The organism is Streptomyces sp. NTH33, from assembly GCF_003236365.1.
Classification (GTDB): domain Bacteria; phylum Actinomycetota; class Actinomycetes; order Streptomycetales; family Streptomycetaceae; genus Streptomyces.
Genome location: NZ_POTZ01001076.1, coordinates 1 through 605, shown reverse-complemented (window position 1 = coordinate 605; position 605 = coordinate 1). Strand labels below are relative to the sequence as shown.

Annotated in this window: 2 pseudogenes; both read left to right on the top strand. The window is 72.9% G+C overall.

The annotated features are described in order from the left end of the window. A pseudogene (locus C1I97_RS38545) lies at positions 1 to 234 on the top strand (transcriptional regulator); the annotation flags it as partial. A gap of 166 nt (positions 235 to 400) precedes the next feature. Next, positions 401 to 605: pseudogene (locus C1I97_RS38540) on the top strand (hypothetical protein); the annotation flags it as partial.

Genomic DNA, 605 nt, shown 5'->3' with positions numbered 1-605 from the left:
CGGGTGCGGCGGCGGGCCATCGGCCATGTGCTGCTCGCCACCGCGCAGGTGCAGCAACGTGAGGTCGAACAGGCCTGCAGCACCGGGCTGAAGGCGGTGGAGCTGCTGCGGACGCTGCGGTCCGACCGGGGGGCGGAGTACCTGGAGGACTTCCGGCAGCGGCTCGCTCCGTTCCGGGACGAGCCGGTGGTAAGGGAGTTCGGGGCGCGGTTGGAGGTGCGGGCGGCGGCGTGAGAACGGCCTTGTGAGGTGTGTGGGGCATATACAGCGTCCCGTGGGCGGGTTTTGTTACTGCTGTCACAGGGAAAGAGGTCTCGCCCTGTGCTGCGTGGCACCAGGCTCCGGGGACCCGGTAGCGTGAGCCGACGATTCCGAAGGTCCCCCAATCGCAGGAGTCCCGGTGACGCAGAGTGGACAGGGCGAGGAGCCCTCGGCGCGGCCCGCGCGCGAAGGCATCGTGCTGCCCTCCGACGGAGGTGAGCCCCTGCTGCCGGGCATGACGAGCGGACCGGGCGGCCAGGGCCCGGCCGCGGCGCCCGCCGGCGGTCAGGCCTGGGGCCAGCCGTGGGGCCCCGACCAGCAGCCCCCGCAGCACGGTCAGGGCT